Annotated in this window: 18 protein-coding genes; 11 read left to right on the top strand and 7 right to left on the bottom strand. The window is 72.6% G+C overall.

Annotation, left to right across the window (positions count from 1 at the left end; translation table 11 throughout):
* Positions 1-2 precede the first annotated feature (2 nt).
* Complete coding sequence (locus HUT19_RS10660; RefSeq protein WP_176180235.1) at positions 3-794, top strand: M23 family metallopeptidase; 792 nt, start codon at positions 3-5, stop codon at positions 792-794.
* A 112-nt stretch (positions 795-906) separates the two neighbouring features.
* Here the strand turns inward: HUT19_RS10660 and HUT19_RS10655 are convergent, their stop codons facing one another.
* Positions 907-1947, bottom strand: coding sequence for an IS30 family transposase (locus HUT19_RS10655; protein WP_176186644.1), 1041 nt, complete (start codon positions 1945-1947; stop codon positions 907-909).
* 598 nt (positions 1948-2545) lie between these two features.
* Here HUT19_RS10655 and HUT19_RS10650 point away from each other — a divergent pair.
* On the top strand, positions 2546-3289 hold the full coding sequence (locus tag HUT19_RS10650) for a GntR family transcriptional regulator (RefSeq protein ID WP_176186738.1): 744 nt from the start codon (positions 2546-2548) through the stop codon (positions 3287-3289).
* 208 nt (positions 3290-3497) lie between these two features.
* Here the strand turns inward: HUT19_RS10650 and HUT19_RS10645 are convergent, their stop codons facing one another.
* The gene (locus HUT19_RS10645; protein ID WP_176180234.1) at positions 3498-3779 is read right to left on the bottom strand and encodes an HPr family phosphocarrier protein; all 282 of its coding nucleotides are present in this window, start codon (positions 3777-3779) and stop codon (positions 3498-3500) included.
* A gap of 234 nt (positions 3780-4013) precedes the next feature.
* Between HUT19_RS10645 and HUT19_RS10640 the strand changes: the two genes are divergently transcribed.
* The 4 genes from HUT19_RS10640 (at position 4014) to HUT19_RS10625 (ending at position 9663) form a co-directional block, all read left to right on the top strand.
* A complete protein-coding gene (locus HUT19_RS10640) occupies positions 4014-6911 on the top strand; it encodes a bifunctional GNAT family N-acetyltransferase/acetate--CoA ligase family protein (protein WP_176180233.1) in 2898 nt (965 codons plus the stop codon).
* 154 nt (positions 6912-7065) lie between these two features.
* Positions 7066-7662, top strand: coding sequence for a DUF5998 family protein (locus HUT19_RS10635; RefSeq protein WP_176180232.1), 597 nt, complete (start codon positions 7066-7068; stop codon positions 7660-7662).
* Positions 7662-8891: an alkaline phosphatase family protein gene (locus HUT19_RS10630; protein WP_176180231.1), complete on the top strand. Its 1230-nt coding sequence runs from the start codon at positions 7662-7664 to the stop codon at positions 8889-8891. The genes HUT19_RS10635 and HUT19_RS10630 overlap by 1 nt, the downstream gene beginning before the upstream one ends.
* Positions 8892-8934: 43 nt before the next feature.
* Positions 8935-9663, top strand: coding sequence for a thymidine kinase (locus tag HUT19_RS10625; RefSeq protein ID WP_254885523.1), 729 nt, complete (start codon positions 8935-8937; stop codon positions 9661-9663).
* A 33-nt stretch (positions 9664-9696) separates the two neighbouring features.
* On the opposite strand, the gene HUT19_RS10620 is transcribed toward HUT19_RS10625, so the two are convergent.
* Positions 9697-10473 (bottom strand): VOC family protein, encoded by a 777-nt coding sequence (locus HUT19_RS10620; RefSeq protein WP_176180230.1) that lies wholly within the window; start codon positions 10471-10473, stop codon positions 9697-9699.
* Between the two features lie 290 nt (positions 10474-10763).
* On the opposite strand from HUT19_RS10620, the gene HUT19_RS10615 reads away from it, so the two are divergent.
* Positions 10764-11600: a sulfurtransferase gene (locus HUT19_RS10615; RefSeq protein WP_176180229.1), complete on the top strand. Its 837-nt coding sequence runs from the start codon at positions 10764-10766 to the stop codon at positions 11598-11600.
* A 103-nt stretch (positions 11601-11703) separates the two neighbouring features.
* Here HUT19_RS10615 and sepH read toward each other — a convergent pair whose 3' ends face one another.
* The 3 genes from sepH to HUT19_RS10600 all read right to left on the bottom strand — a co-directional run bounded on the left by sepH (position 11704) and on the right by HUT19_RS10600 (position 16113).
* Complete coding sequence (gene sepH, locus HUT19_RS10610; protein ID WP_254885522.1) at positions 11704-12780, bottom strand: septation protein SepH; 1077 nt, start codon at positions 12778-12780, stop codon at positions 11704-11706.
* A gap of 797 nt (positions 12781-13577) precedes the next feature.
* Positions 13578-14903 (bottom strand): D-arabinono-1,4-lactone oxidase, encoded by a 1326-nt coding sequence (locus HUT19_RS10605; RefSeq protein ID WP_176180227.1) that lies wholly within the window; start codon positions 14901-14903, stop codon positions 13578-13580.
* On the bottom strand, positions 14857-16113 hold the full coding sequence (locus tag HUT19_RS10600) for an MFS transporter (protein ID WP_176180226.1): 1257 nt from the start codon (positions 16111-16113) through the stop codon (positions 14857-14859). Before HUT19_RS10600 ends, HUT19_RS10605 begins: the two co-directional genes overlap by 47 nt.
* A 143-nt stretch (positions 16114-16256) precedes the next feature.
* On the opposite strand from HUT19_RS10600, the gene HUT19_RS10595 reads away from it, so the two are divergent.
* A complete protein-coding gene (locus HUT19_RS10595; RefSeq protein WP_176180225.1) occupies positions 16257-17399 on the top strand; it encodes a ferrochelatase in 1143 nt (380 codons plus the stop codon).
* Positions 17400-17474: 75 nt separating this feature from the next.
* Positions 17475-18275, top strand: a complete 801-nt coding sequence (locus HUT19_RS10590) for an inositol monophosphatase family protein (protein ID WP_176180224.1) — start codon at positions 17475-17477, stop codon at positions 18273-18275.
* A gap of 162 nt (positions 18276-18437) precedes the next feature.
* Here the strand turns inward: HUT19_RS10590 and HUT19_RS10585 are convergent, their stop codons facing one another.
* The gene (locus tag HUT19_RS10585) at positions 18438-18608 is read right to left on the bottom strand and encodes a hypothetical protein (protein ID WP_176180223.1); all 171 of its coding nucleotides are present in this window, start codon (positions 18606-18608) and stop codon (positions 18438-18440) included.
* A 348-nt stretch (positions 18609-18956) separates the two neighbouring features.
* Between HUT19_RS10585 and HUT19_RS10580 the strand changes: the two genes are divergently transcribed.
* Both HUT19_RS10580 and HUT19_RS10575 read left to right on the top strand, forming a co-directional pair.
* The gene (locus HUT19_RS10580; RefSeq protein WP_176180222.1) at positions 18957-19610 is read left to right on the top strand and encodes a response regulator transcription factor; all 654 of its coding nucleotides are present in this window, start codon (positions 18957-18959) and stop codon (positions 19608-19610) included.
* A 6-nt stretch (positions 19611-19616) separates the two neighbouring features.
* The gene (locus HUT19_RS10575; RefSeq protein ID WP_176180221.1) at positions 19617-20852 is read left to right on the top strand and encodes a cell wall metabolism sensor histidine kinase WalK; all 1236 of its coding nucleotides are present in this window, start codon (positions 19617-19619) and stop codon (positions 20850-20852) included.
* Positions 20853-20922 lie beyond the last annotated feature (70 nt).

The raw sequence follows: 20922 nt of genomic DNA, 5'->3' as shown, positions 1-20922 counted from the left end.
GCATGGCGTTCACCCGTGCCACCGGGAAGCACCGCCGTCCCCGACGGTCCGTCCGCACCGGCGCGAACATCGCGGGAGTCACCACCATCGCCTCGGGCGTCGTCGCCGGTATCGCCGGTCCCGCCCTGGCCGCCTCCGACGAGGCACCCGCTCCCGAGCAGACCGGGTTGCAGCAGGCGATCGTGATCGACGAGGGGCTGGCCGACCAGATCCAGGCCCAGGCGCAGTCCCAGGAGACCGCCGCCGCGGAGGCCGCGGCCAAGGCGCGGGCCGAGACCATCGCCCGTCAGGAGGCCGCCAGGAAGGCCGAGGCGGCCGCGAAGAAGGCCAAGGCGGAGCGCGCCGCCAAGGAGCGCGCCGCGCGCGAGGCCGAGCGCAAGCGCCTCAACACCTTCGTCGCGCCGATCTCGGGCTCCTACGTCTCCACCGGCTACCAGGCGTCCAGCGGTCTGTGGTCCTCCGGCAGCCACACCGGCATCGACTTCCACGCCGCCTCGGGCACCACGGTGCACGCCGTGGGCGCCGGTGAGGTCGTCGAGGCGGGCTGGGGCGGTTCGTACGGCAACAACATCGTCATCAAGATGAAGGACGGCACGTACACCCAGTACGGCCACATGTCCTCGCTCAACGTCTCGGTCGGCCAGAAGGTCACCCCGGGCCAGCAGATCGGCCTGTCGGGCGCCACCGGCAACGTCACCGGACCGCATCTGCACTTCGAGGCGCGCACCAGCCCCGACTACGGTTCGGACATCGACCCCGTGGCGTACCTGCGCTCCCACGGCGTCAGCGTCTGACCCCACCGCGACCGTGCCGTGTCCCCACGGGGACACCCCGCGCACCAGGACCGTGCCAAGGCCCCGTCCGCCGGACCTTGGATTCAAGGGGTCGTCGCAACACCACTTGGTTTCAGGTGGTGAGTAGATCACGTAGACGCTCGGCTGGGGTATCCCAGCCGAGCGTCTTGCGTGGGCGGCCGTTGAGTTCCTGGGCGACGTGTTCGAGGTCTTCGGGACTGTGGACGCTGAGGTCGGTGCCTTTCGGGAAGTACTGGCGCAGGAGGCCGTTGGTGTTCTCGTTCGAGCCGCGTTGCCAGGGGCTGGCGGGGTCGCAGAAGTAGACGGGCATGCCGGTGGCCATGCTGAACTGCTTGTGGCGTGCCATCTCGCTGCCCTGGTCCCAGGTGAGGGAGCCGCGCAGGTGGGCGGGCAGGGTCTGGATCGTGGCAACGAGGCCGTCGCGGACGGTCTCGGCGTCGTGGGCCCCGCCCGGCAGATGGACCAGCAGGGTGTAACGGGTGCTGCGCTCGACCAGGGTGGCGATCGCGGAGCGCCCGCCCGCGCCGATGATCAGGTCGCCTTCCCAGTGACCGGGCACGGCCCGGTCCTCGACGTCGGCGGGACGGTCGCTGATCATCACCATCGGGTCGATGAACCGGGGCGTGCGCCGCTGGGAGTCCCGGCGCGGTTTGCGGCGGGTCCGGCCGGAACGGATGGCGGCCTGCACTTCCCGCTTCAGGCCGCCGCGGGCCTGGAAATACAGTGCCTGGTAGACCGTCTCCACGCTCACCCGCATGCTCTCGTCGTCGGGATGCTCTCTCCGTAGAGCGTGGCAGATCTGTGCCGGTGACCACCGCTGGCGCAGTCCGTCCCGGACGAAGCGGCGCAGCCGTCCCTCGCGCAGCAGTTTGCGCTCCTTGGGCCGGGGTCTGCGCGCTGCCGCTGCCCGGTGGGCGGCGTAGGGCTGGTAGCCCTCGCTGCCCGAGTTCGCGTCGATCTCCCGCTTGATGGTGCTCGCCGGCCGTCCCAGGACCCGTCCGATCGCCCTCAGCGACTGCCCCGCCGCGCGCAGATCGCGGATCTTCTCGCGCTCGGCGAGCGCTAGGAACCGCGGGTGAAGCTGCTTCTCCAGGGCCGTCAGGCCCACCGGTGCCGTGGTCACACCGCACATCGTGACGGTCCCGGTGCTGTAGTCGACACGGCGGCCGTCAGCGTAAGTGCGCGTGGTGCCGGTCTTCTTGACGCCCCAGTCCCAGTCCTTGGCCGTGCGCTCGTTCACCCCGACCTGCAGGGCCGCCACCCGACGTGCGACACCGGCGGCCCGAAGCCGCTCGTACTCGTCGCGCCCGGGGTGCCGCCGAGGCAGGCGCACCGAGGTCCGTCCGGCCTTTCGGGCCCAGCCGAAGGCAGTGTTCCGGTTCACCCCCAGCTCACGCGCCACCACGGTCACGTTCCCCACGGCATCCAGCCGCGCAAGGAAACGCTCCCTCAACCCCGCAAGATCATCCCGTCCAACGGCCACGGTCCTCGCAACTCCCACAGATCGCGGGTGTTGCGAGGACCGTTAGAACCCAAGGACCGGACGGGGCCTTCGGCATGCGCCACCCGCCCCCGCTGACCAAAAATATCCATGAATTCCGGCTCGCCATCGGAAATTCCGCCGGTTTGGAATAGAGTTGTCGAACGCCCGTCGACCGGGTGCGTTTCGCTGGGATTAAGGCGGAGGTTCGACTGTGGCGGGACCGGAAGTGAACGGGGATACCACCGCCATCCCGGGCGGTCGGCGGATTTCGGCGCAAGCGGTGTGCACGGCCATTCGCGACGACATCGTATCCGGTGCTTATCCGCCCGGCGGCCGGCTCACCGAGGAACTGCTCGCGCGCCGCTACGGCGTCTCGCGGGTGCCCGTCCGGGAGGCCCTGCGCACCCTGGAGTCCGAGGGGTTCGTGACCACCCGGCGCCATGCGGGCGCCTGTGTCGCCCAGCCCTCCGAGCGGGAGGCGGCGGACCTCCTCGACATCCGTGGGCTGCTGGAGCCGCTGGGCGCCGCCCGCGCCGCCCAGCGCCGCACCGAGGCCCATCTGAAGGTGCTGCGCGGCCTCGTCCGGCTCGGCCAGGAGCGGGCCCGCCGCGGCTGCCTCGGCGAACTGCCGCCCCTGGGCGACTGGTTCCATGAGACGCTCGCCCAGGCGTCGGGCAGTCCGAGTCTGGCCGGGCTGCTCGTCCAGGTGCGGCGCAAGATCGCGTGGGTGTACGCGGCCGACCCGGCGCGGCGGCCGGAGCGGCCCGTGCCGGGCGGCGGTGCCGGGCGGTCCGACCCGGCGGTGCGGGCCGTGGAGTCCTGGGCGGAGCACGGCGCGCTGGTGGACGCGGTGGCGCGCGGCGACGCCGATCGCGCCCGGATCATCGCCACCGCGCACACCGAGCGCGCGCTCTCGGAATACCGGCTGCGCCGTCCGGCTCAGGTGAGAACTTCGAAACATTCCGTCAACACGGCGAGCGGGCGGAATTAACACGGTTCCCGTATACAAGTTCCCGACTGCGTTCCTTTACAAAGGCGATTGCAAAGGGGCGGTTGCGAGGAGAGCGGCTTCACAGGGGGCAGGCGCAACGGGGCAGGAATTCGGAAACGACAGGGCCGCGGTGACCGGAATGGGTCACCGCGGCCCTGTCGCGCGAAAGAAGATCCGGCGGAATGCGAGAGCCGAATCACCGGGCGGGTCAGACCGTCTCGGGAAGCTCCTCGAGACCCTCCGCCACGAGCTTCGCCAGACGGTCGAGCGCGATCTCCGCGTCGTCCGCGTCGGAGGCCAGCACGACCTCCTCGCCGCCCTGCGCGCCCAGGCCGAGCACGGCCAGCATGGAGGCGGCGTTGACCGGGGTGCCGTCGGCCTTGGCGATCGTGATGGGGACGCCCGCGGCGGTGGCCGCCCGGACGAAGATCGACGCGGGGCGGGCGTGCAGGCCCTCGGCCCAGCCGATGGTGACGCGGCGCTCAGCCATGGTGTTGCCCTTCAGGTGTGACGGGTGCTGTTGTCTAGACCAAAATCATACGGTGTCCGGGTTCACCCGAACGATGTCCGAGTGAGCCCGGGAGTGCCCGGACCGGTCCGATACGGACCTTCCCCCGACACCCGGCCCCGACGCAAGGGGGTCCACCATTCGGACCCGCTCCCGATTCCGGTGGGGACCGTTCGGACCTGCTCCCGATGACCTCCCGGCCCGTACGCTTGCCCCATGCCGACGCCGCCGGACCAGCACGCCTACCCGACCCACTGGGAGGCCGACGTGGTGCTCCGGGACGGTGGTACCGCTCAGATCCGCCCCATCACCCCCGATGACGCGCAGCGGCTGGTCAGCTTCTACGAGCATGTCTCCGACGAGTCGAAGTACTACCGCTTCTTCGCCCCCTATCCGCGCCTGTCCGACCGCGATGTCCACCGCTTCACGCACCACGACTACGTCGACCGGGTGGGTCTGGCGGCCATCGTGGGGGGCGAGTTCATCGCCACCGTGCGCTACGACCGCATCGACGGCCGGGGCCGGTCGGCCAGCGCACCCGCCGACGAGGCCGAGGTCGCCTTCCTGGTCCAGGACGCCCATCAGGGCCGCGGTGTCGCCTCCGCCCTCCTGGAGCACATCGCCGCGGTCGCGCGGGAACGCGACATCCGCCGCTTCGTCGCCGAGGTGCTGCCCGCCAACACCAAGATGATCAAGGTGTTCACGGACGCGGGCTACACCCAGCAGCGCAGCTTCGAGGACGGCGTCGTCCGCCTCGAGTTCGACCTCGAACCCACCGACCGGTCCGTGGCCGTCATGCGCGCCCGCGAGCAGCGGGCCGAGGCCCGCTCCGTGCAGCGGCTGCTCGCCCCCGGCTCCGTCGCCGTCATCGGCACCGGACGCGCCCCCGGCGGCGTCGGCCGCACAGTGCTGCGCAACCTCCTCGACGGGGGCTTCACCGGGCGGCTGTACGCCGTCAACCGCGCTTTCCCCGAGGGCGGCGCGCCCCTGGACCCGGAGGGCGTCCCCGGCCACCGCTCGCTGCGCGAGATCGACGGCCCGGTCGACCTGGCCGTCGTCGCCGTCCCCGCCGAGCAGGTGCCGTCGGTGGCGGCCGACTGCGGTGAGCACGGCGTCCAGAGCCTGGTCGTCCTCTCCGCCGGATACGCCGAGAGCGGGCCCGAGGGCCGCGCCCGCCAGCGCGACCTGGTCCGCCAGGCGCGCACCTACGGCATGCGCGTCATCGGCCCCAACGCCTTCGGCGTCATCAACACCGCCGACGGCGTGCGGCTGAACGCCTCCCTCTCCCCGCAACTGCCCGTCCCCGGACGGCTCGGGCTGTTCACCCAGTCCGGGGCCATCGGCATCGCGCTGCTGTCCGGGCTGCACCGGCGCGGTGCCGGGCAGGCCGGTCTGCCCGGGATCGCCGGGATATCGACCTTCGTCTCCGCGGGGAACCGCGCCGACGTCTCGGGCAACGACCTCCTCCAGTACTGGTACGACGACCCGCAGACCGACGTCGCCCTGATGTACCTGGAATCCATCGGCAACCCGCGGAAGTTCACCCGGCTCGCCAAGCGCACCGCCGCCGTCAAACCGGTGGTGGTGGTCAAGGGCGCCCGCCACAGCGGCAGCGCGCCCACCGGCCATGCCGTGCCCGCCACCGGGATCCCCGACGCCACCGTCTCCGCCCTGCTGCGGCAGGCGGGCGTCATCCGGGTCGACACCATCACCGAGCTCGCCGACGTCGGTGTCCTGCTCGCCTCCCAGCCGCTCCCGGCCGGGCCGCGGGTCGGCATCCTCGGCAACTCCGAGTCCCTGGGGCTGCTCACCTACGACGCCTGTCTCACCGAGGGGCTGCGCCCGCTGCCGCCCCGCGACCTGACCACGGCCGCCGATCCCGGCGACTTCCGCTCCGCGCTCACCGAGGCGCTCGCCGACGACGGGTGCGACGCGGTCGTCGTCACCGCCATCCCCTGGGTCGGCGACACCTGCGCCGCCGATCTCGCCGCGGCCGTGCGCGAGGCGGCCGACGCGGCCCCCGGGCCCGGCGGCACCAAGCCCGTGGCCGTGGTCCACCTGGAGATCCCCGACCTGGTGGAGGCCCTGGCCGGGGTCAGCGACGGGGGCACCCCGCGGACCCGGCGGATCCCCGCGTACCCCGCGGCGGAGCGGGCCGTACGGGCGCTGGCCGAGGCCGTGCGGTACGCGCGCTGGCGGCAGGAGTCCGCCGAGCCCGGACGGGTGCCGGAGTACGACGACATCGACGAGGCCGGGGCCGCGGCCGACATCGAGGTCCTGCTCGCCCCGGCCGAGGTCGCCCCCGCCGAGAGCACCCCGGCCCCCGGCGTCCCGACCCCTGATCTTCCGGTATCCGGCGTCCCGGCCGACGGCGGACCGCACCCCGGCGCCCCGCCGCCGGACGACACCGGGGCCGCCGCCGCCGCCGGTGTGGAGCTGTCCGCCGCCGACACCCAGCGGCTGCTGGCCCGCTACGGGGTCAGCGTGCTGCCCGCCCTGCCCGCGCCCGGCCCCGACGCCGCGGTCCGGGCCGCCGAGCGGCTCGGCTTCCCGGTCGCCCTCAAGCCCACCGCCCCCCAGCTGCGCCACCGCACCGACCTGGGCGGTGTACGGCTCGGGCTCGGCAGCGAGGTGGAACTGCGCCGCGCCTACGCCGAGTTGACCGACTACCTCGGCCCGCCCGAGGAACTGGGGCTGGTCGTCCAGCGGATGGCGCCACGCGGTGTGGACACCGTGGTCCGGGCCGCGATCGACCCCGCGGCCGGGACCGTGCTCTCCTTCGGCCTCGCCGGTGCCCCTTCCGAACTGCTCGGCGACACCGCCCACCGCCTCGTCCCGGCCACCGACCAGGACGCCGCCGAGCTCATCCGGTCCATCCGGACCGCCCCGCTCCTCTTCGGCTGGCGCGGCTCCAAGCCCGTGGACACCGCGGCCCTGGAGGAGCTGCTGCTGCGGGTGTCACGTCTGGTCGACGACCACCCCGAGATAGTCGCGGTCGACCTCGAACCGGTCGTTGTCGCTCAGCGCGGTCTGTCGGTGCTCGGCGCCTCCGCCCGCCTCGCCCCACCTCCCGTCCGCACCGACCTCGGCCCCCGCCACCTCCCCGCCTACTGACCCCACCAGGCCTGCTGACCCCACCAGGAGGTCCTGAGACGGGGACACCGCATCCCGGACGGTCCCCCCGGCCACGGCCCCGGTGGGTTCCGAACCGGCCGTCCGCCCCCTCGTACGGCCGGAGCGGCCGCACCCACGGATTAGGATGGTGCACATGGCGAAGACCGGTACGACGACCCAGGGGCTGCGAGCGGCGATCGAGCGCAGCGGCTATTACCCGGCACTCGTGGCCGAGGCGGTGGAGGCCGCCGTGGGCGGGGAACCGATCGTCTCGTACCTCGTCCACCAGGAGACCACCTTCGACGCCAACGAGGTCCGCCGGCATGTCACGGTCCTCGTCCTCACCCGCAACCGCTTCATCGTCAGCCACACCGACGAGCAGGCCGCGGACGGCACCTCTCCGTCGCCGTACGCCACCACCTCCACCGAGTCGGTGAAGCTCCAGCGGATCTCCTCGGTGGTGCTCAGCCGGGTCGTCGCCAACCCCGAGTCGTACACCCCGGGCACCCTGCCGCGGGAGGTCGTGCTCACCATCGGGTGGGGCGCGGTCAACCGGCTGGACCTGGAGCCCGCCGCGTGCGGCGACCCCAACTGCGAGGCGGACCACGGCTACACCGGCTCCTCCACCGCCGACGACCTGAGCCTGCGCGTCAGCGAGGCGGGCGACGGTCCTGACAGCGTCCGCCAGACCCTCGCCTTCGCCCAGGCGCTCTCGGAGGCCACCGCGGCCACGCCGGACTCCGGCCGCTGATGTCCGGCTCCGCCCTCGGTCCCGTCACCCCGGCCGGCTCCGCCTGGCCCGAGCCCGCTCCGCTCGACCCGCGCGCCGCGCCGCTGCCGAAGTACGGCTCCGGTTCGCTGGCCGACCTGCTGCCCGCCATCGCCGCGGGACAGGAGATCCCGGGGTTCGCCTCCGGTCTCGCCCTCGCACCCGCCGACCGGGTCTGCGTCTTCCTGATCGACGGTCTCGGCTGGGAGCTGCTGCGCGCCCACCCGGCCGAGGCGCCCTTTCTGACCACGCTGCTGTCCAGCTCGCTGAACGGCACCGGAGCACCGCTGACCGCGGGCTTCCCGTCCACCACCGCGACCTCCCTGGCGTCGGTGGGCACCGGGCTGCCGCCGGGCGCCCACGGGCTGCCCGGGTACACCGTGGCCGACCCCGCCACCGGCCATCTGATGAACCAGCTGCGCTGGCAGCCCTGGACGGATCCGTATCTCTGGCAGCCGTACCCCACGGTGTTCCAGCGCGCCGACGCCGCGGGCGTGCACACCTGCCAGGTCTCCGCGCCGACCTTCGGGGAGACCCCGCTCACCAAGATCGCGCTGAGCGGCGGCACCTTTCACGGACGGCTCTCCGGCGAGGAGCGGATGGACCTCGCCGCCGAGCAACTCGCCGCCGGGGGCCGCTCCCTGGTCTACACGTACTACAGCGAAGTGGACGGCAAGGGCCATCGCTTCGGTGTGGACTCCGCGGAGTGGCGGGACCAGCTGCGGTACGTGGACCGGCTCGCCCAGCGGCTCGCCGAACAACTCCCGCCCCGTACCGCCCTCTACATCACCGCCGACCACGGCATGATCGACATCCCGTTCGACCCTGAGTCGCGGATCGACTTCGACGAGGACTGGGAACTGCGGGCGGGCGTCGCGCTGCTGGGCGGCGAGGGCCGCGCCCGGCATGTGTACGCGGTCCCCGGCGCCGCCGGTGATGTACTGGCCGTCTGGCGCGAGGTGCTGGGCGACCGGATGTGGGTGGCCGGGCGCGACGAGGCCATCGAGGCGGGCTGGTTCGGACGGCCCGGCGACGGCGGCGGGGTGGACGAGCGGGTCTACCGGCGGATCGGCGACGTGGTGGCGGCGGCCGCCGCCGACGTCGCCATCGTCGCCTCGGAGTCCGAGCCGAAGGAGTCCGCGATGGTGGGGCTGCACGGTTCGATGACCCCCGTGGAGCAGCTGGTGCCGCTCCTCGAAGTACGCTCCTGAAGCGCGATCCGTCACCCGCCGTACGAAAGGCTCTGCCACCCTCATGCCCGAGCTGGTGTTCTTCTCCGGAACCATGGACTGCGGAAAGAGCACCCTCGCTCTGCAGATCGAGCACAACCGCTCGGCGCGCGGACTGCAAGGGGTGATCTACGCCCGGGACGACCGGGCGGGCAAGGGCAGGCTCTCCTCGCGGCTCGGGCTGGCCATCGAGGCGGTCGAGGCCGCCCGGGACCTGGACTTCTACACCCATGTGGTCGGGGTGCTGACCGCCGGGGGCCGCGCCGACTACGTCATCGTGGACGAGGCGCAGTTCCTCGCCCCGGCCCAGATCGACCAACTCGCCCGGATCGTCGATGACCTGGGCGTGGACGTCTTCGCCTTCGGCATCACCACCGACTTCCGCAGCAAACTCTTCCCCGGCTCGCAGCGGCTGGTGGAACTCGCCGACCGGGTGGAGGTGTTGCAGGTCGAGGCGCTGTGCTGGTGCGGTGCGCGGGCGACGCACAACGCCCGTACCGTCGGCGGCCGGATGGTCGTGGAGGGCGCGCAGGTCGTCGTGGGCGATGTCAACCAGCCGGAGAATCCGGTCGGTTACGAGGTGCTGTGCCGCCGCCACCACCGGCGCCGGATGACGGCCGCCACCGCCCACGCGGCCACCCTGTCACCGGATGTGCTGCCGGTCGACGCGCCCTCGGGGCGGGAGGGCACCGGTGCGAGGCCGGACGGGACCGCGCACCGGCGGCGCCACGAGCCGGCCGCCACCTCCGCCTGAGGGGCGTCCCGAACAGCCGTGGCCGTCGTACCGTCAGCGGTCCGCGGCCCGTACGACGGTGAAGTCGGCGCCTTCCGGATCCGTCACCGTGGCCGAGCGGCCGGCCGGCCCCTCCGACGGCGGCCGCACCACCTGTCCGCCGGACGCGGCCACCCGGCCCACCGCTTCGTCCACGTCCGCCACCGCGAAATGGGTCATCCAGTGCGGCCCCCGGTCGCGCGGCAGCGCACGGCCCACACTCTGGATCGCACAGACCGGTTGCCCGTCCAGCCGCAGGGTGTGGCCGCCGGAGTCGCCCGGGCCGGTGGGCTCCGGCTGGTAACCGAAGACCATCTGGTAGAACTTGGCGACGCCGGTAGCGGAACGGGTCATCAGCTCGTGCCAGACGGGGGTGCCCGGCGCCCCGCCCGCCGGGGTCTCCGGCTGGTGCACCTCCTGCCACACCCCGAACACCGCGCCCTCCGGGTCGGCCGCCAGCAGCATCCGTCCGGCCTCGTCCGCGTCGAGCGGGCCCACCGCCACGGTGCCGCCGCAGGCGCGGATCATCTCGGCCGTCTCATTGGTGTCGTCCGAGGCCAGATAGGTCATCCAGGCCACCGGAAGATGGCGCTCCGGAGGCAGCTCACCCAGCCCGGCGACCGGCCGTGCGCCCTGTACGGCGCGGACGTACGCGCCGAGCTGCTGCGGGCCCGGTGTGAACTCCCAGCCGAACACGGCGTGGTAGAAGTCCTGTGTCGCGGCAAGGTCGTGCACCATCAGACTCGTCCAGCAGGGCGTGCCCGGTGTGCGCCGAGTCGCTGCCTCGGTCATACGTCAATCTCTCCTCGGACCATTTGTTGTGGCCGTACGTCCCCGGGCGCCGGTCGGCGGCGCGGGGCGGTGGTGCGGAGGTGCTGCTGTGGGGGGTCCGGAAGATATTTGCACCACCTGTCGCAACGTGACCCCCGGCCGCGCCGCAATTCGCCGGTTCCCACTGGAGAATGCCCGAAATCGCACTGTGTATCCGTTTCGGCTTCATTGCGGTCGTGTGGCCATCAGCTGTACGTCGGGTGACTCGGTAGTCCAGAAGTCGCAGGGATATCTACGTAAGGATGGTTCCCATGAATCCCCTCGTCACCGCATCTGACCTCATGGACGAGTTGGCGGGAGACCGGCCGCCGCTGCTGCTCGATGTGCGCTGGCAGTTGGGCGGCCCTCCGGGGCGCCCCATGTACGAGGCAGGGCATCTGCCCGGTGCCGTCTACGTCGACCTCGACACCGAGTTGGCGGGTCCGGCCGGAGCGGCGGGCCGTCATCCGCTGCCCGAACTGCCCACCTTCGAAGCCGCGATGCGCGGGGCCGGGGTCGACCGTGACCGGCGCGTGGTGGCGTACGACGGCGGCCAGGGGTGGGCCGCGGCGCGTGCGTGGTGGCTGCTGCGCTGGGCGGGCCATCCGTCCGTACGGGTGCTGGACGGCGGGCTGCCCGCCTGGACGGCGCAAGGCGGCGCGCTGACCACCGATGTCCCGGCCGTGGCCGAGGGGGACTTCGTCCCCGAGCCGGGGGCCGTGCCGCTGCTGGAGGCGGACGACGCGGCGGCGCTCGCCCGCCGCGGCGTGCTGCTGGACGCGCGGGCCGCCGAGCGCTACCGGGGCGAGGTCGAGCCCATCGATCCGATCGGCGGCCACATCCCCGGCGCGGTCTCCGCCCCGACGGCCGAGAACGTCGCCGCCGACGGTCGGTTCCTGCCCGCGGCCCGACTGGCCGAGCGCTTCGCGGGACTGGGCGTCACGGAGGCCACCGAGGTGGGGGTGTACTGCGGTTCCGGGGTCTCCGCCGCGCACCAGGTGCTGGCGCTGGCGGCCGTGGGCGTACCGGCGGCCCTGTACGTCGGCTCCTGGAGCGAGTGGTCCGCCTCCGGCGACCGTCCGGTGGCCACGGGGCCGCAGCCGGGCTGAGCACAACGGTGGGCCCTGCCGCCGCTGTTCGGGGCGGCAGGGCCCACCGGATGAGCACCTGCGGGCCGAGGGGCGCCCGGCGCACGGCCAGGGCGCCCGACGGCTACTCCTGCTTCTTGCGGCGGGTGCCGAAGACGATCTCGTCCCAGCTGGGCACCGCCGCCCGGCGGCCCGGACGGACACCGTCCGCCTCCGCCTGGCGGTCCGTGGTCCCGGTCAGCCGGTCGCGATGCCCCGCCACCGACCGCGGCATCAGCACATCCGCGTACGCCGAACCCGCGCTCGCCGCCGGAGCGGGCGGCTCCACGGCCTCCGGCTCCTCGGCGGGCTCGTCCGGCTGGGCGGCCGACGCGACGGGCGCGTCGGGCACGACCATGTCCCCCCGGAAGTTGGGCACGGCCTCCAGCAGGCTGGTGAGCGAGTCCCGCTCGCCGCCGATGCCGTCGTCCACGGAGGCGGACGCCGACGCCGGTGCGGGGGGGTCGGTCTCCTCGCCGCCGCGCTCGGCCGATGTCCGGTCCCGGTCCCGGTCTCTTTCTCTGTCCCGGTCCCGGTCGCGCGGCAGCCGGGCGATCCTCGGGACGAAGGGGAAGCTGGGCTCGGGGGTGTCGTCCGCCTCGCCGATCAGCGCCCGCGCCTCGTCGTCGACGGCCTGGACCAGCCGCCGGGGCGGGTCATAGGTCCAGCTCGCCGAGTGCGGCTCCCCGGCGACCCGGTAGACCAGCAGCACTTCCCAGGTGCCGTCGTCGCGCCGCCAGGAGTCCCACTGCGTGGTGTCCTTCTCGGCGCCGCGCAGCAGCAGCCGCTCCGCGACGGCCTCGCCGAGCTGCGGTCCGGTGTTCTCGCCGGGCCGGCGCACGGGTGTCTTGCGGGCGCGCTCGGCCATGAACGCGCGCTCCGCGAGCACCGGGCCCTCGAAGCGGCGCACACGGTCGACGGGGATGCCCGCCATCTGCGCGACCTCTTCGGCCGAGGCACCGGCGCGTATACGGGCCTGGATGTCACGGGGCCGCAGATGGCTTTCGACCTCGATCTCGATCTGGCCGAGCCGAGCGCGGTCATTGCGCACCGCGGCACGCAGTCGCTCGTCGATGGGAAGCGTGTACTCCGTGCTGTCCGCAGCCTTGAGCACCAGCCGTGTGCCGTCGTTGCTGACGGCCACGACACGCAGTTCGGGCATGGGGACCTCCCGGGTGGTGCCTGCCGACGTCACGGTTGCGTCGCTGCTCTCCCGCTAGACGAGTGTGGCCTGCCCGGGTGCAGCCTGCCACAACTTTGCCGAGTTGCCCGGCGTGTCGGGCATGGGCCCCGATCCGCCGTTATGGCACGGTGACCTTTTTGCAACCCAAAGTGACGGCGCTGTCACCTCGGGCGGCGATCCCCATGTCATGTCGCGGCGGCGCCGGTTGAGTTGCCGCCTTCCGGCCCCTCCCGTTGGGTCCGGGCAGCCGGACGGGAAGAGGGGGGCCAAGGTTCGCCACAGTACTCCATTCGGGCCGCTCGGGTGGAGCGGCGCGCCAGCCGAGTTCGGCCCCGGCATGGTGATCGGACGCCCAACCCTTCGCGGTGGGCCCGGTTATGAGTGGCAAGCTTCACAGAATCGTCAGAATCGGAACGATCTGCTTCGTTTATCGGTCACTTCTCCTTGCGGGCTGGAACGAATGTCCAAGCAAGGCCGAGAAGGCCGCGCGGCGGGCGGCGTCCCGCGCCCGCGGCACCGGCCGTGTTCGCCGTCGCCATGATGGCCCTCACGGGGATCGAGTGGGCGTCAGGCGGGCCGGTGTCCGACGTCTGGGGCGGCGACCGGGGAGGGACGACGGTCGGCGGGAGCGTCAACCGTCCGCCGGGGGCCTCGGGATCGAAGCACGGGCCTCCGCCATCGGACACCCGTTCACCGGGGGCACCGGGGACGCCACACCCGCGCCGGACTCCCCCACGGGTGAGTGAACCCGCGCCGGAGGAGCCCGGAGCCGGGCATCAGTCGCCGAGCACCCGCCGCAGATAGTCGTTGGCGAACAGCCGGCCGGGGTCCAGCCGGTCGCGGACCGCGGTGAACTCGCCGAACCGCGGATAGACCCCCGCCAGATAGGCGGCGTCACGGCTGTGCAGCTTGCCCCAGTGCGGGCGGCCGCCGTGTGCGGTCATGATCTGCTCGGCGGCGGTGAAGTACGCCCGGTGCGGGGTGCCCCGGTACAGATGCACCGCGATGTAGGCGGTGTCCCGGCCCGAGGCGGTGGACAGCGGGATGTCGTCGGCGGGCGCGGTGCGCACCTCCACCGGGAAGCTGACCCGCAGATCCGAGCGGTCCACGGTTCTCTTCAGCTCGCGCAGCGCTTCGACCGCGGCCTCGCGCGGCAGGGCGTACTCCATCTCCAGGAAGCGGACCCGGCGCGGACTGGTGAAGACTTTGTAAGGGATGTCCGTGTAACTGCGGGCGGACAGTGCCCGGCTGGAGATCCGGGCGATCCCGGGGATGGTCGCGGGGACCGCCCGCCCCACCGAACAGGCCACCTGGAAGATGCCGTTGGACAGCAGCTCGTCGTCGACCCAGCCGCTGACCCGGCCCACCGGGGCGGCGGGGCCCCGGCTGCGGTTGTTCCGCTTGGTGTTGCAGTTGCCGGTGTGCGGAAACCAGTAGAACTCGAAGTGCTCGTTCTCGGAGACCAGATGGGGGAAGTCGGCCAGCACCCGGTCGAGGGACATCGGCTCCTCCCGCGCGGTGAGCAGGAACTCCGGCTCCGCCCGGAAGGTGATCGCGCTGATCACACCCAGCGCCCCCAGCCCGACCCGGGCCGCCGCGAAGATCTCCGGGTTCTCCTCCGCCGAACAGCGCAGCACCGAGCCGTCCGCCGTCACCAGTTCGAGAGCGGCGATCTGGGCGGAGATCGAGGCGCTGTCCCGGCCGGTTCCATGGGTGCCGGTGGAGATGGCACCGGCCACCGTCTGCTCCATGATGTCGCCCATATTGGTCAGCGACAGCCCATGGGCCGACAGCGTTTCGTTGAGCTGGTGGAGCGGGGTGCCCGCGGACACCGTCACGGTCCCGGCCTCGCGGTCCAGCTCCCGTACGCCCACCAGCCGGTCCGGGCGTATCAGCAGCCCGTCCGTGGCGGCCGCGGTGCTGAACGAGTGGCCGGTGCCCACCGCCTTCACCGTCAGCCCCTCGGCCGCCGCTCCGCGCACCGCCTCGGCGAGATCCTGAGTGCACGACGGGCTCACACTCCGTACCGGCCGGGCCGCCACATTGCCCGCCCAGTTACGCCACACGCTGCTCCGACCGGTCCTCACGGTCCTGACGGCCATCCGCACCCGGCCCCTCCCGCTCTGGCGCCGGCCGCAGCCGGCGGTATCCGAGGAACGCCACCGTCGCCGCGAGCGCCCCGGCCACGGCCGGCACCAGGTACCCCGCCCCGGCCCCGGCGGCGTCGACCACCGAACCGGCGACCGACGAGCCGAGCGCCACCCCGACCGCGAGCCCGGTGGTGGTCCAGGTCATGCCCTCGGTCAGGTTCGCGCGCGGTACGTGCCGTTCGACGAGGGCCATGGTGGTGACCATGGTCGGAGCCACCGACAGGCCCGCGACGAAGAGCGCCCCGGCCAGAAACGGCAGGTTCCCGACCAGTAGGAGGGGGATCATACTCACGGCCATCGCACAAATACCCACCAGCCACTGGCGGGACACCGCCCCGCGCGGGCCCTTCATGCCGAACACCGCGCCCGCCAGACAGGAGCCCAGCGCGTAGACCGACAGCACCAGGCTGGCCGCGGCCTTGTGGCCCTCCTCGTCGGCGAAGGCCACCGTCACCACGTCGATCGCCCCGAAGATGGCGCCCGTCGCCACGAAGGTGGCCACCAGCACCCGCAGTCCGGGCGAGCGCAGGGCCGAGCCGCCGGTGTGGTGCTCGCGCGGGTGCGGCACCGGTTCGGTGGCGCGCTGGAGGGTCAGCGAGAAGACGCCGACGGCCAGGAAGCAGGCCGCCAGCAGCACGCCCGCCTCCGGGAACCAGGCCGTGGACAGACCGATCGCGATCACCGGCCCGACGATGAAGCACACCTCGTCGACGATCGACTCCCAGGCGTACGCGGCGTGCAGCTGCCGCGCCGCGTCCTGGTGGATCGCCGCCCAGCGGGCCCGCACCATCGCCCCCACGCTCGGCACGCACCCGGCCGCCACGGCCCAGACGAACAGCGTCCAGTCCGGCCAGCCCCGGCGCGCGGTCAGCAGCAGCCCCGCGACACCGGTCAGCGCCACGAGGGTCGCCGGGCGCAGCACCGCGCGCTGACCGTGCCGGTCGACGAGGCGGGAGATCTGCGGTCCGGCGACCGCCGCGGACAGCGCGACGGTCGCCGAGAGCGCGCCCGCCAGCCCGTACCGGCCGGTGAGCTGGGAGATCATCGTGACGAGGCCGACGCCCTCCATCGCGATCGGCAGCCGCCCGACAAAACCGGCGGCGGAGAACGCCTTGGTACCGGGGGGCGCGAAGAGCGCGCGGTAAGGACTGGAACTGGGCACGACAGGGGCTCCGCCGATGAGCAGGACCGGACGGCAGGGCCGACCGGGTGAGGAACGTGAGAGCTGATACAGCTTACGGCCACCGCCGGGTCCGCGCAGGGGTTATTTCCCGCCCGTCAGGGGCTGGTGGCAGGATCGGCAGCATGCCGGATCAGTCAGAACAGCCATCTCCCGCCCCGTACGACGCCCTGCTCCTGCTCTCCTTCGGCGGGCCGGAGGGGCCGGAGGACGTCGTCCCGTTCCTGGAGAACGTGACGCGCGGGCGGGGCATCCCACGTGAGCGGCTGAAGGAGGTGGGTCGGCACTACTTCCTCTTCGGCGGCGTCAGCCCGATCAACGCGCAGAACCGGGAGCTGCTCCAGGCGCTGCGCAAGGACTTCGCCGAGCACGGCCTGGACCTGCCGGTCTACTGGGGCAACCGCAACTGGGCGCCGTATCTGACCGACACCCTGCGGGAGATGGTCACCGACGGCCACCGCCGCATCCTGGTGCTGGCCACCAGCGCCTACGCCTCCTACTCCGGCTGTCGCCAGTACCGGGAGAACCTGGCGGACGCGCTCGCGGCGCTGGAGGGGGAGGGCCTGCCGTTGCCGCGCGTCGACAAGCTGCGGCACTACTTCAACCACCCCGGCTTTGTCCGCCCCATGGTGGACGCGACGGTCGCCGCGCTCGGCGAGCTGCCCGAGGGGCTGCGCGACGCGGCGCACCTGGCCTTCACCACCCACTCCATCCCGACCGCCGCCGCGGACACCTCCGGCCCCCCGGCGGACCACGGCGAGGGCGGCGCGTACGTGGCCGAGCACCTCGAGGTGGCCCGGCTGGTCGCGGACGCGGTGCGCGAGCGGACCGGTGCCGACCGCCCGTGGCGCCTGGTCTACCAGTCGCGCAGCGGTGCCCCGCACATCCCGTGGCTGGAGCCGGACATCTGCGACCACCTCGAGGAGCTGCACGGCGCGGGCGCGGCCGCCGCGGTCATGGTCCCGATCGGCTTCGTCTCGGACCACATGGAGGTCACGTACGACCTCGACACGGAGGCCACGGACAAGGCCGCCGAGCTGGGCCTGCCGGTCTCCCGCGCCTCGACCGTCGGCGCCGATCCGCGGTTCGCGGCGGCGGTCCGCGATCTGGTGCTGGAGCGCGCGGCCACCGAGCGCTTCGCCGAGGGGCGGGCGGCCGCCGCCCCCGAGCGGTGCGCGCTGGGCGCCCTCGGCCCGAGCCACGACCTCTGCCCGGCGGGCTGCTGCCCGGCCCGCTCCCCGCGGCCCGCGGCCGCGGGGGTCGACTGAGCCCACCGAACTCAACGGCCCGTCACCGCCGCCGGCGCCGCTCGCACCCCACGGGGACATCCGCGAAGGAGCACGATGACCGACCCGCTCACGACCGAACTGCTCGACCTGGCGCTGGAGGTCGCCCGCCGGGCCGGGGACCTGCTGCGGGACGGCCGCCCGGCCGACCTCGGCGTGGCCGCCACCAAGTCCAGCCCGATCGATGTTGTCACCGAGATGGACATCGCCTCCGAGAAGCTGATCACCGACTTCCTGGCGCGGCACCGCCCGGCCGACGGGGTGCTGGGGGAGGAGGGCGCGAGCCACGAGGGCAGCAGCGGTGTCCGCTGGGTGATCGACCCCATCGACGGCACCGTGAACTACCTCTACGGCCTGCCCGCCTGGGCGGTCAGCATCGCCGCCCGGAAGGACGGCGAGACGGTCGTCGGGGTGGTGGCCGCCCCGGTCCGCGGTGAGACGTACCACGCGGTGCTCGGCCAGGGCGCCTACGCCAACGGCGAGCCCGTTCACTGCCGCCCCGCGCCCGAGCTGGAGCGGTCACTGATCGGCACCGGCTTCGGCTACCTACGGGAGCGGCGCGTCGGGCAGGCCAGGGTGCTGCACGAGCTGCTGCCCGGGGTGCGCGACATCCGCCGCGGCGGATCGGCCGCCATCGATCTGTGCGATGTCGGCTGCGGGCGCCTGGACGGCTACTACGAGCGCGGGCTCAACCCCTGGGACTACGCGGCCGGAGAGCTGATAGCCCGGGAGGCGGGGGTGCTGACCGGCGGGCGGCCGGGCACCCCGGGCTCCGGGGAGCTGATGGTCGCCGCCGCCCCCGGCCTCTTCGAAACGCTCCAGGGCCGCTTGGAGGAGCTGGGCGCCTGGCACGACTGACGCGACGCCCGGCAGAGACGCCGAAGCGCCCCGGTGCCGCTGGGACACCGGGGCGCTCGGGCGTGGGACCGGAACCGACCGCTGGATCGACGGCGCGTTTCCGGCTGTGAACCTGGATCTGTATGTGGATCGTGCATCAGCGGATCTGTATCCCCGGAGGGATCAAGCGACGGCGCTGACCTCCACGCCATGCTCGGCAGCCAGCCGACGGAGGTCTTCCAGCTCCGCCTGCTCCACATCGGCGAGGAACTCGTCGCCCGTCTCACGGGCGCGAGTGAGGTCGGACTGGGTGGTCTCTATACGCTGCAGAATGCCTGCGGTGAACGCGTCCATGGTGCGCCCCCTCGTCGTGGGTCGGTGGCACGGGGGTGTGCCGACGGCGGGGCGATCACGTACGTGGTCCCTGCGGATGACAGCAAGATCATGGGATGCCAAAGACAGGGCGTGATCGCGGGTGTGCAGTCGTCCTCCCCACCCCGTTGTGAGCGGAAACCTCCGGCGCAAAAAGAATCTGAATTACCTGTTCCGGCGCTTCCGTCCCGCCTCGGTGGCCGTGCGGCGGTCCCTCCGCTCCCTCTTACCGCCGGTTTATGAGACTTCGAGGCAGGATGGAGGGCGCCGAACGCTCATCGAGTTCGGCGAGATCACGCCCGCTGCGGCCATGACGGAAGGACTAACGACGTGCGCGTACTCGTCGTCGAGGACGAGCAGCTGCTCGCCGACGCGGTGGCCACCGGTCTGCGCCGGGAGGCCATGGCCGTCGACGTCGTGTATGACGGAGCGGCCGCCCTGGAGCGCATCGCCGTCAACGACTACGACGTCGTCGTCCTCGACCGGGACCTGCCCCTCGTCCACGGCGACGACGTCTGCCGCAAGCTCGTCGAGCTCGGGATGCCCACCCGGGTCCTGATGCTCACCGCCTCCGGTGACGTCAGCGACCGGGTCGAGGGCCTGGAGATCGGCGCCGACGACTACCTGCCCAAGCCCTTCGCCTTCAGTGAGCTGATCGCGCGGGTGCGGGCGCTCGGCCGCCGTACCACCGTCGCGCTGCCGCCCGTACTGGAGCGGGCCGGGATCAAGCTGGACCCCAACCGCCGCGAGGTGTTCCGCAACGGCAAGGAGATCCAGCTGGCGCCGAAGGAGTTCGCGGTGCTGGAGGTGCTGATGCGCAGCGAGGGAGCCGTGGTCTCCGCCGAGCAGCTGCTGGAGAAGGCGTGGGACGAGAACACCGACCCCTTCACCAACGTCGTCCGGGTGACCGTGATGACGCTGCGCCGCAAGCTGGGTGAGCCCGCGGTGATCGTCACCGTTCCCGGCTCGGGTTACCGGATCTGACCGGGCATGGCGACGACCCCGCTTCCGCCCACGGCGCCACCGAAGCCCAGCTGGGACCCGCCGCACGGCTCGCCCCCCAACCCCTGGCTGCGCCCCACCATCCGGATACGGCTCACCCTGCTCTACGGCGGGATGTTCCTGATCGCCGGTGTGGTGCTGCTGACGATCATCTATCTGCTCGCGGCCGACGCCATCCGCCGCGGCAGTGAGTTCCCGCTCCAGATCGTGCGGATCGACTACAAGCCGACCGACACCTGCCACCTGCCCAGCCAGGGCAACAACGACGCGTTCAACCGTGCGGTGGCCCAGTGCATGAAGCAGCAGCGCGACTACGCCCTGGACGGGCTGCTGCGCCGCTCGCTGATCGCCCTCCTCGGGCTGGCCGTGGTCGCCTTCGCGTTCGGCTACGCCATGGCCGGGCGGGTGCTCTCGCCGCTGGGCCGGATCACCCGTACGGCGCGCCAGGTGGCGGGCTCGGACCTGTCCCGCCGGATCGAGCTGGACGGCCCGGACGACGAGCTGAAGGAGCTGGCCGACACCTTCGACGAGATGCTGGAACGGCTGGACCGGGCGTTCACCGCCCAGCAGCGGTTCGTCGCCAACGCCTCGCACGAGCTGCGCACGCCGCTGGCGATCAACCGGACGCTGCTGGAGGTCCAACTCTCCGATCCGCAGGCCCCCCCGGAGCTGGTCCAGCTGGGCAGAACGCTGCTGGCCACCAATGAGCGCAGCGAGCAGCTGGTGGAGGGCCTGCTGCTGCTCGCCCGCAGTGACAACGAGATCGTCGACCGCAAGCCGGTGGACCTCGCCGAGGTGGCCTCCCAGGCGCTGGACCAGGTCCGGGCCGAGGCGGAGGCCAAGGGCGTGGAGGTGCGCGGGGTGCGCGAGCCCGCGGTGGTCCAGGGCAACGGTGTGCTGCTGGAGCGGATCGCGCTGAACCTGGTGCAGAATGCCGTGCGCTACAACGTCGCCGAGGGCGGCTGGGTGCACCTCACCACCGGGATCCAGCGGGGTCAGGCGGTGCTGGTGGTGGCGAACACCGGCCCGGTGGTCCCGGCCTACGAGCTGGACAACATCTTCGAGCCCTTCCGGCGGCTGCGTACCGAGCGCACCGGCAGTGACAAGGGCGTCGGCCTCGGGTTGTCGATCGCGCGCTCGGTGGCGCGCGCCCACGGCGGCAGGATCGCGGCGGAGCCGCGCGAGGGAGGCGGCCTTGTCGTGCGGGTGGTACTCCCGCTCTGAGCGGGCAGACGGGCCCGAAAACGGAAGCTGCGGTACCGTCGGGAGGTGTTCGCTTTGGGCGGAATTTTCG

Origin of the sequence: Streptomyces sp. NA02950, from assembly GCF_013364155.1 — a bacterium.
Classification (GTDB): Bacteria; Actinomycetota; Actinomycetes; order Streptomycetales; family Streptomycetaceae; genus Streptomyces.
The sequence above is the reverse complement of the archived record's forward strand: the minus strand, read 5'-3'. Positions and strand labels throughout refer to the sequence as shown.

Coding starts and splice junctions, on each gene's coding strand:
- HUT19_RS10640 (WP_176180233.1), top strand. CDS start 4,014: ATGCCGACGCCGCCGGACCAGCACGCCTACCCGACCCACTGGGAGGCC.
- HUT19_RS10630 (WP_176180231.1), top strand. CDS start 7,662: ATGTCCGGCTCCGCCCTCGGTCCCGTCACCCCGGCCGGCTCCGCCTGG.
- HUT19_RS10615 (WP_176180229.1), top strand. CDS start 10,764: ATGAATCCCCTCGTCACCGCATCTGACCTCATGGACGAGTTGGCGGGA.
- HUT19_RS10635 (WP_176180232.1), top strand. CDS start 7,066: ATGGCGAAGACCGGTACGACGACCCAGGGGCTGCGAGCGGCGATCGAG.
- sepH (WP_254885522.1), bottom strand. CDS start 12,780: ATGCCCGAACTGCGTGTCGTGGCCGTCAGCAACGACGGCACACGGCTG.
- HUT19_RS10590 (WP_176180224.1), top strand. CDS start 17,475: ATGACCGACCCGCTCACGACCGAACTGCTCGACCTGGCGCTGGAGGTC.
- HUT19_RS10625 (WP_254885523.1), top strand. CDS start 8,935: ATGCCCGAGCTGGTGTTCTTCTCCGGAACCATGGACTGCGGAAAGAGC.
- HUT19_RS10585 (WP_176180223.1), bottom strand. CDS start 18,608: ATGGACGCGTTCACCGCAGGCATTCTGCAGCGTATAGAGACCACCCAG.
- HUT19_RS10605 (WP_176180227.1), bottom strand. CDS start 14,903: ATGGCCGTCAGGACCGTGAGGACCGGTCGGAGCAGCGTGTGGCGTAAC.
- HUT19_RS10620 (WP_176180230.1), bottom strand. CDS start 10,473: ATGACCGAGGCAGCGACTCGGCGCACACCGGGCACGCCCTGCTGGACG.
- HUT19_RS10595 (WP_176180225.1), top strand. CDS start 16,257: ATGCCGGATCAGTCAGAACAGCCATCTCCCGCCCCGTACGACGCCCTG.
- HUT19_RS10575 (WP_176180221.1), top strand. CDS start 19,617: ATGGCGACGACCCCGCTTCCGCCCACGGCGCCACCGAAGCCCAGCTGG.
- HUT19_RS10645 (WP_176180234.1), bottom strand. CDS start 3,779: ATGGCTGAGCGCCGCGTCACCATCGGCTGGGCCGAGGGCCTGCACGCC.
- HUT19_RS10655 (WP_176186644.1), bottom strand. CDS start 1,947: ATGTGCGGTGTGACCACGGCACCGGTGGGCCTGACGGCCCTGGAGAAG.
- HUT19_RS10660 (WP_176180235.1), top strand. CDS start 3: ATGGCGTTCACCCGTGCCACCGGGAAGCACCGCCGTCCCCGACGGTCC.